The organism is Chthoniobacter sp., assembly GCF_040003245.1.
Taxonomy (GTDB): Bacteria; Verrucomicrobiota; Verrucomicrobiia; order Chthoniobacterales; family Chthoniobacteraceae; genus Chthoniobacter.
In genome coordinates, this window is sequence record NZ_JBDUCX010000292.1 from 1 (window position 1) to 7842 (window position 7842).

Consider the following 7842-nt stretch of genomic DNA (forward strand, 5'->3'; position numbering starts at 1 on the left):
GCGCTGGCTGCGGCGGAGGCGGCGCTGCCGGTGAACCAAGCGGCGATCATCGACGGTTTCCACGCCGTCGATGGCATCATTCATTCGGCCTACGACGGGATCCTCACCGCGCCCCCGGGAAGCTCCCCGGCGCCGTTCGAGATCATCCTGGAATCGCCCCACCACGCGCCGATGGAAGCGCAGCGCCAGGCATTCGTCCTGGCGCTCGAACAAATCCTGCGCCACTATCGCCGTATGATTTCCTACGCAGCAGATATATAAAGAATGGCCGCTCTCTCGCCACTCAGAGCGAAACGCGTCCTGCCGGGGTTCGGAATCTCCCTCGGCTATTCGCTGCTGTACCTGAGCTTGATCGTCCTGATCCCGCTCAGCGCGCTGTTCTGGAAGGCGGCGGGCGGGGGATGGGAGTTCTTCTGGCATACCGTCACGGCGCCGCGCGTCGTGGCTTCCTATCGCCTCAGTATCGGAGCCTCGTTCATCGCGGCCTCCATCAATGCCGTCGCCGGTCTGGTCGTCGCCTGGGTCCTGGTGCGTTACCGTTTTCCTGGGAAACGTATCATTGATTCCTTGGTGGACTTGCCGTTTGCCCTGCCGACCGCGGTAGCCGGCATCGCTCTCACTGCCATCTACGCCCCGAGCGGCTGGATCGGCCGCTGGCTCACGGCGGATGGCCTCAAGCAGATCGTCCACGCTCCGCTCTCCTGGATCGATGGGGTGCTGGCCCATGCCGGCAGTCATGCTTCTACCGTGGACTTCGGCCAGTGGGTGGACCGGTTCATTCCCGAGGATGGGATCCAAACCGCCTTTTCGCCCCTGGGCGTGACGATCGCGCTAACATTCATCAGCCTGCCTTTCGTCGTGCGCACGGTGCAGCCCGTGCTCGAGGACCTGAATCCCGAATTCGAGCAGGCCGCCGCCACGCTGGGCGCCACGCGCCTGGTTACTTTCCTGCGCGTGGTATTGCCCGAGGTCTGGCCCGCGCTGCTCACCGGCTTTGCCCTCGCTTTCGCCCGGGCCATCGGAGAGTACGGCTCGGTCGTTTTCATTTCCGGCAACATGCCGATGAAGACCGAGATCACCCCGTTGATCATCATCTCGAAACTGGAACAGTACGATTACCAGGGAGCCGCCGCAGTGGCCGTGGTGATGCTCTTCATCTCCTTCGCGATGCTGCTGGTGATCAATCTGCTCCAGCGCTTGTCCTCGCAGCGTTTCGCCGCCCCCGTCTGAGTTGTCATGGCCGCCACCGTTCCACTCCGCGCTCCGACCGCGGCTCCGCCTCCTTCCACGGATACCTTGACCGAATCCTTTTGGGTTCGCGGGGCGTTGATCACCTTTACGCTGCTTTTCCTCATCGTCTTCCTGTTCCTGCCGCTCGCGGCGGTTTTCGTGGAAGCGTTCCGCAAAGGCTCGGACATGTTCTTCGCGGCGTTCAAGGACTCGGACGCGCTGTCCGCCATCCGCCTCACGTTCCTCGCCGCGGGGATCGCCGTACCGCTCAACATGGTGTTCGGCCTCGCCGCGTCCTGGTGCATCACCAAGTTCAGCTTCCCGGGCAAGAGCCTGCTGCTTTCCTTCATCGATCTGCCCTTCGCGGTGTCGCCGGTCATCTCGGGCCTCGTCTACGTGCTGCTTTTCGGCGCGCAAGGTTGGTTTGGCCCCTGGCTGCGCGAGCACGATATCAAGATCATCTTCGCCGTGCCGGGCATCGTGCTGGCGACGATCTTCGTAACGTTCCCTTTCGTGGCCCGCGAATTGATCCCGCTCATGCAATCGCAAGGCAGCGACGAAGAGCAGGCCGCGGTGAGCCTCGGGGCCAATGCCTGGCAGACCTTCTGGCACGTCACCCTGCCCAACGTGAAATGGGCGCTGCTTTACGGAGTGATCCTCTGCAATGCCCGCGCCATGGGCGAATTCGGCGCGGTCTCGGTGGTCAGCGGGCACATCCGCGGCGAGACCAACACGCTGCCGCTCCACGTCGAAATTCTTTACAACGAATACAACTTTGTCGCGGCTTTTGCCTGTGCGTCATTACTGGCGTTGCTGGCGCTGGTGACTTTGGCGCTGAAGGCCATCGTCGAGTCGAAGTTCTCCGGTTCCGTAGCCCCCGCCGCTGGTCAGTGAGCGACTGCCGCCCATCCCCATTCCCATGAGCATCGAAGTCCAAAACATCAGCCGCCGCTTCGGCACCTATACCGCGCTCGACCAGGTGAACCTGCGCATCGAAAAGGGCGAGCTCGTATCCCTGCTCGGGCCTTCCGGTTCCGGCAAGACCACCCTGCTGCGCATCATCGCCGGCCTGGAAACCTCGGACACGGGCCGGGTTTTGCTCCACGACCAGGACGCCACGGAAGTGCCGGTGCGCAAGCGCCAGGTGGGTTTCGTTTTCCAGCACTACGCGCTCTTCCGGCACATGAACGTGTTGGACAATGTCGCCTTCGGTCTCAACGTCCGCTCCCGCAGCACGCGTCCCGCGAAGGCCGAGATCCGCGACCGCGTTTTCAGCCTGCTCAAGCTGGTGCAACTCGAGGGCTTGGAAAAACGCTACCCGACGCAACTCAGCGGTGGCCAGCGCCAGCGCGTGGCTCTCGCCCGCGCGCTCGCCATCGAGCCGAAAGTGTTGCTGCTCGACGAGCCTTTCGGCGCGCTCGACGCCAAGGTGCGCAAGGAATTGCGCCGTTGGCTGCGGCAGTTGCACGAGGAATTGCACATCACCAGCGTCTTCGTCACGCACGACCAGGAGGAAGCGCTCGAGGTCGCGGATCGCGTCGTTGTCATGAACAACGCGCGCATTGAGCAGATCGGCACGCCGCGCGAGATCTACGATCATCCCGCGACGCCGTTCGTGAACGAGTTTCTCGGCAACGTGAATTCACTCAGCGCCCACGTCGCGCAAGGCCGCGTGCACGTCGGCGCGATCGATCTTCTCGCACCGCTGGAAATGCGCGACCAGACGGATGCCGTGGCCTACGTCCGCCCGCATAATATCCAGCTCGCCCGTTCCAGGAACGGCAAGCCGGTCCTCGAGGTGACGGTGCGGCACATTCACGCCGCCGGTCCCACCGCCCGCCTGGAATTGCGGCGCACCGACAACGGCGAGGAATTCGAGGCTGAAGTGCCGCGCATCGAGGAGCAACATCTCGCGCTGAAGGTCGGCGAGACGGCTTTCGCCACCCTGCGCGATGCCCGGGTTTTCCCGAGGGGATAGAATAGAAACCGCCGAGGCGCGGAGGCGCGGAGGAAGGAAAGAGACAAGGGATTTTGACCGCGGATCACACGGATTTCACGGATGTATAGGAGTTGAAGCGTCGCTTCTGAAATCCGTGTCATCCGCAGGCCTTCTCTCTTCATCTCCGCGCCTCTGCGCCTCGGCGGTTTAAATCGCCTCTGAGTCCGGGTCCGTTGCGGTCTTGCATTTACGCCACCACCGCAAAAACTGGTCGCCATGAATGACTCCATGACTACCACGACTTTCGAACTCGTGGGCTATCGGACGGTGAAAACGATCGGCATTGTGCGCGGCATCATCGTCCGCTCCCGCTCGATCGTCGGCAATATCGGCGCGGCGTTCCAGACACTCGTGGGCGGCAACATCACAATCTATACGGAGTTGTGCGAGAAGGCGCGGTCGGACGCCTTTTTGCAAATGATGGCGCATGCCCAACAGCGGGGCGCGAACGCGATCGTCGGCGTGCGCTACGACGCGACCGAGGTCATGCAGGGCGTCACCGAAGTGCTCTGCTATGGCACGGCAGTGGTGGTGGAAGCGACCGTGCCTGAGGTGCCCGGCTACTCGAAGTCGTAAACGACGACGCGGGCGCAGTTCGGCTTGAACGCCTTTTCGACGAACTCGATGTGCAGCGGGTGGACCTGGTAGTCGTCCTGCTGCTGCTTGTTCTCGAACTGGAGGTTGAGCGCCACCTGGTAGGTCTGGTCGACCACATCGCGGTGGCTCTTGACCATTTTGCCGATGTGAAAGCTCACCACTCCGGGAATCGGGCGCAGGTACTTCTCCGCCCCGGCGATCAACTCCTCGGTAGAGTTCGGAAGTTCAGGTTTCGTCCAGAAAATGACAACGTGGGAAAACATGGCGGGAAGGTTGATTAATAGATTGAAGGTTGTTGACGCGCAGTTTGGTATCCCATGTGTCCACTGGCGGCAACGCCGCAAAACCCTATCCATGAAGCTTTCGTCAGTCCTCCTCCTCGCCAGTGCCTCGCTGCTCCTTGCCGCGTGCAACTCGCTGGATAACCCCATCACCAATTTCTTCCACGGCGGCACGGGCCGCGACGAGCGCGTCTACAATCCGCAGACCGGGGAGTGGGAATGGCCGGCCGGCAAGCGCAAGCCGCAGGAGAAGAAGTCGGCGGCGGTGTCTTCCGCGCTGGCGACGCCGGGGCCGAACGGTTTTAACGATACCCGCTACTGGGACGCGCAACGCAACCAATGGGTGCAGCAGGAACAGCCAAGACCCTCCAGCTCGTCGAAGCCCAAGCCATCGGCGCCGCCCGCCGAGTCGGCCGACGCATCCTCTGGACCGGCGGCGCCTCCGCCTCCGGCTCCTCCGCGCCCTGCGCACGCCACGGGAGTTTACAACGCGTCCACCGGCCGGATCGAGTGGAAGGACTCCGACGCCAATGTCCCACACGGGGCTGTCGCCCCCGAGCCGAAGAAGCGCTGGTACTGGCCGTTTTAGCGGTAAGCAGGACCGTGGCGCCTGGGTGAAGACGCGCTCGCACGCACTTTTCGTGAGTTCTTCACGCTGATGTCAGGCGGCGAGGAAACCGCCTCTGGCGAAGAAAGTGCCGCGAAAACTGGTCATCGCGGAAAATTTTCCGCAATGGAGCCAATGGAGCCAATGGGCCAATGCACTTTTTTCCGGAAGGGAGGGCATAATCGTGCGCATGAGAATCAGTGCCATCGAATCCACCCGTCTCGGTAAAATCGCCCGCCTGCCGCTCGCCATTCGCGATTGGCTCAACGAACGCCTTCAGGATGGCGAACCGGCCCGCGCCCTCGTCAAAGAGCTCAACGCCCTGCCGGAAGTCCGGGAGATGCTGGAAGTCTTTTTCGAGGGCCGGCCGATCAACGAACAGAACTTGAGCGCCTGGAAGCTGGGCGGTTTCCAGGAATGGCAGCGCTTCCAGCGCACCCGCGTGACGGCCCGCGATTTCCTCGGCGAAGCCGCCGCCCTGGAGGACGAGGTCGACGTCTCGCCCGAGGATGATCCGCGCTCTTTTCTGGATCGGGTGGCCGACAGGATGGCGCTCACGCTCCTCCAGCTTTTCCGCGAGGCGGAAGACTCCGACAAGAGCCCCGAGCGCACCCGTACCTTGCTGGCCATCGCGGACAAGCTGGAGCGGATGCGCCAAGGCGACCACCGCCGCCAGCGCACGGAGATCCTCGAGCAACGCCTGCGGGACCGTCGCAAGGCAGTCGAAAAGGCGGAATGGGACAAACAGAAAGAGAAACTCGACCAGGACGTCGCCAAGGTGAAATCCTACGCGCGGATGCTCCGTGTGTGCTACGTGGAGGCTATCGCCCAGAAGCGGGACCTGGATGCGCCGTGGGCGGAAAACGCCCGCACTTATTTCGCCAATAATGCGGAAGTCCTCCGTCAGATCGGCGTCCCGGACCTGCCGCCGCGTCCAATCGATACCGACGACGAGGAAGCCACCGAGCCCGCCAGCGAGGAACAACCGGAGGCCGTGAGCGCACCGGAAAATGCCGAGGATACGAGCGTTCCCGTCACCGGCGAATGAAGCCAAATCAAGGTAAATCAAGCCTCTCAAGCCTTCTCATACTTCCCATTACGCCCATTCTTCCTGTTCCTCCCATCGCTCCCGGAGCCTTAACTCCTCGAATGCTTGTTGAGATATTGTTCGAGCTTCGCCGCGGCCTTCTCGATCTTCTTCGCCACCGCCTCGCGCTCGCTGGGTGGGGCTTTGCCATAGTCCATGAGAGCCAGCCCGACATCGGAAAAGAGCAGCGGGCTCTTCGCCTGACTCGGGAAATAGGCTTCGCCGTACTGGGCTCCTACTCCCGGACGTTCCCAGCCGAACTCAAAGTAGGTGCCATCGGTCCACAAACTCGCCGGATGTCACGAATAACGTGTGCGCAGCAGCATCCGCGACCAGAGCTTGTAGAGCCGCAGGGCGAGAGGCTTTGGGAACTCGACCGTCGTTACCGTGACCGGGACGTCCTCGGGCTTTTTCTTCAGGTTGGATTCGGGCATCGAGGAGAAAATGTTTTCGGTCGCCACCGCGTAGACCAAGACGATCTTCCCGGCATTCTCGATTTTCTGGTCGCCACTTCCCGAGCGTAGACAAACGGCGGATTCTGCCACGAACGAAGGCAGTATCACCATTTGGAGGTAGTCATAGGGGTCCAACTTGAGGCACGAATGAACCGCATCACCGTAGTGAGTGAGCCATGGCTGATGAGGATTCACCGGCACGAGATGATCCGGGTCGCTGGCACCCGATGTGATGGCGACGAGAAGTGCCCAGAGCAGCAAGCTATAGAACTTCATCCTCTTCACGTCAGCCCGCCGATCTTCCGCCCTACCCAATAAGCTACAAACAATCCTAACAACGCCGCGCACCACCACGGATCGCACCACAGCCGGAAACGGCGCTCCTCGGGCTTGCGCTCGGGCAACAAGCTCAGCCCGCTGATCATCTGCGGGAGATCCGCCGGGCCGCCAAATTTGCCGGCGGTCAGCGCGGAGATTTCGCGCAAGACGTCGAGCTTTGCCGGCAGCCCCACCTTTTCCAGCGTCGGCACGGTGACTTCGAGTTGGGTCTTCAAGCGCCGGCGGGCTGCTTCGCTCTTCACCTCCACCTCATACTTGCCTCCTTCGCGCGGGATAAACTGCCCGGTGTGCACCCCCCACTCGGCGTTCTCCGCGGCGAGCTCGATCGTCTCGCTGGTGCCGCTTGGCGCGGTGAGCGTTACGGCTACTTTGCCTTCGCTGATCGGGATGCCGAGCTTGTCGAGCACCGTGGCGTTGAGCCGCACCTTGTCGCCGCGCTTCGGTGATTCCGGGGCGTAGAAAAAGCGCACGCCTTCATCCTGCGACAGGTGCCGCTGATGCGCCATCCAGCGCACGACCTGTCCCCAAAATCGATAATGATAGGTATCCTCCACGCCCTTGCGCCAGCGCCACGCGGAATCGGTCCCCATGAAGAGCACCTTGCCATTCCCCGCGCTGCGCGTGACGAGCAACGGGATGCGCCCAAACTGATTGCGGGCCGCTTCGTGGACGCCCAGCACCTCCGCGCCCGGACGCGCCTTGACCACCGGCGCATACCAATAAAATCCCGGCAGCCCGCGCCACACCGCCTGGTTGGCGGAGGGATCGGTCGCGAGCATGGTCAGCCAGTGGTCGCGCCCGCGGAAAGTCAGATCCATCCGCGCCTCCGCGCCGCTGGCGAGGCCGCTGCCCTTGGCGTAATCCGTATCGACCGGGATGAGGTCGCCGAGCGCGGAATCCGCCAGCGATTTCTCCCGGCCCAGCGGACCGGGGAGAAAGACCAACCCGCTGGCCTGTTGCTCGACCAGGCCGCGCAGCATGGTCGCATTTTCCGGCGTGAGCATCCCGCCGCCGATGCCCACGTCGCCCAGGAACACGACGTCGTAGCCCTGCAAATCCTCACGCTTGGCCGGGAACTCCTTGAGATAGCCCGCGCCTTCACCCATGCCGATCTCCGGGTGATAGAGCACCACGTTGACCGCCACGCCCGAGTCGCGCATGAGCGCATTGCGCAGGTAGCGAAACTCCCAGCGCGGCTGCGAATCGACGACCAGCACCTTGAGCGTTTCCTTGCGCACCGCGAGATG

General features: G+C 62.6%; 9 protein-coding genes and 2 pseudogenes. 7 read left to right on the top strand and 4 right to left on the bottom strand.

The genetic code is table 11. The features are described from left to right. The 5 genes and pseudogenes from ABJF10_RS27230 to ABJF10_RS27250 form a co-directional block, all read left to right on the top strand. A pseudogene (locus ABJF10_RS27230) lies at nt 1-261 on the top strand (hypothetical protein); the annotation flags it as partial. Between the two features lie 3 nt (nt 262-264). Then, entirely contained in the window at nt 265-1230 is a 966-nt protein-coding gene (locus ABJF10_RS27235) for a sulfate ABC transporter permease subunit CysT (protein ID WP_348547776.1), read from the top strand. 66 nt (nt 1231-1296) lie between these two features. After that, nucleotides 1297-2124, top strand: a complete 828-nt coding sequence (gene cysW / locus ABJF10_RS27240; protein ID WP_348547777.1) for a sulfate ABC transporter permease subunit CysW — start codon at nt 1297-1299, stop codon at nt 2122-2124. Between the two features lie 25 nt (nt 2125-2149). Next, nucleotides 2150-3208, top strand: coding sequence for a sulfate/molybdate ABC transporter ATP-binding protein (locus ABJF10_RS27245; protein ID WP_348547778.1), 1059 nt, complete (start codon nt 2150-2152; stop codon nt 3206-3208). A gap of 237 nt (nt 3209-3445) precedes the next feature. Then, nucleotides 3446-3805 carry a YbjQ family protein gene (locus ABJF10_RS27250; RefSeq protein ID WP_348547779.1) on the top strand — a complete coding sequence of 120 codons (360 nt, stop codon included), beginning with the start codon at nt 3446-3448 and terminating at the stop codon, nt 3803-3805. Here ABJF10_RS27250 and ABJF10_RS27255 read toward each other — a convergent pair. After that, a complete protein-coding gene (locus ABJF10_RS27255; protein WP_348547780.1) occupies nt 3790-4089 on the bottom strand; it encodes a Dabb family protein in 300 nt (99 codons plus the stop codon). The two genes, ABJF10_RS27250 and ABJF10_RS27255, sit on opposite strands and share 16 nt — an antisense overlap. A gap of 91 nt (nt 4090-4180) precedes the next feature. Here ABJF10_RS27255 and ABJF10_RS27260 point away from each other — a divergent pair, with 91 nt between their 5' ends. After that, nucleotides 4181-4696 (top strand): hypothetical protein, encoded by a 516-nt coding sequence (locus ABJF10_RS27260; protein WP_348547781.1) that lies wholly within the window; start codon nt 4181-4183, stop codon nt 4694-4696. 208 nt (nt 4697-4904) lie between these two features. After that, nucleotides 4905-5762, top strand: coding sequence for a hypothetical protein (locus ABJF10_RS27265; RefSeq protein WP_348547782.1), 858 nt, complete (start codon nt 4905-4907; stop codon nt 5760-5762). 89 nt (nt 5763-5851) lie between these two features. Here the strand turns inward: ABJF10_RS27265 and ABJF10_RS27270 are convergent, their stop codons facing one another. From ABJF10_RS27270 to ABJF10_RS27280, 3 genes and pseudogenes are all read right to left on the bottom strand, one after another. Further along, on the bottom strand, nt 5852-6088 hold the full coding sequence (locus ABJF10_RS27270; protein WP_348547783.1) for a hypothetical protein: 237 nt from the start codon (nt 6086-6088) through the stop codon (nt 5852-5854). Between the two features lie 12 nt (nt 6089-6100). Continuing rightward, nucleotides 6101-6532, bottom strand: a complete 432-nt coding sequence (locus ABJF10_RS27275) for a hypothetical protein (protein ID WP_348547784.1) — start codon at nt 6530-6532, stop codon at nt 6101-6103. A gap of 5 nt (nt 6533-6537) precedes the next feature. After that, nucleotides 6538-7842: pseudogene (locus ABJF10_RS27280) on the bottom strand (hypothetical protein); the annotation flags it as partial.

Coding starts and splice junctions, on each gene's coding strand:
- ABJF10_RS27235 (WP_348547776.1), top strand. CDS start 265: ATGGCCGCTCTCTCGCCACTCAGAGCGAAACGCGTCCTGCCGGGGTTC.
- ABJF10_RS27245 (WP_348547778.1), top strand. CDS start 2,150: ATGAGCATCGAAGTCCAAAACATCAGCCGCCGCTTCGGCACCTATACC.
- ABJF10_RS27250 (WP_348547779.1), top strand. CDS start 3,446: ATGAATGACTCCATGACTACCACGACTTTCGAACTCGTGGGCTATCGG.
- ABJF10_RS27255 (WP_348547780.1), bottom strand. CDS start 4,089: ATGTTTTCCCACGTTGTCATTTTCTGGACGAAACCTGAACTTCCGAAC.
- ABJF10_RS27260 (WP_348547781.1), top strand. CDS start 4,181: ATGAAGCTTTCGTCAGTCCTCCTCCTCGCCAGTGCCTCGCTGCTCCTT.
- ABJF10_RS27265 (WP_348547782.1), top strand. CDS start 4,905: ATGAGAATCAGTGCCATCGAATCCACCCGTCTCGGTAAAATCGCCCGC.
- ABJF10_RS27275 (WP_348547784.1), bottom strand. CDS start 6,532: ATGAAGTTCTATAGCTTGCTGCTCTGGGCACTTCTCGTCGCCATCACA.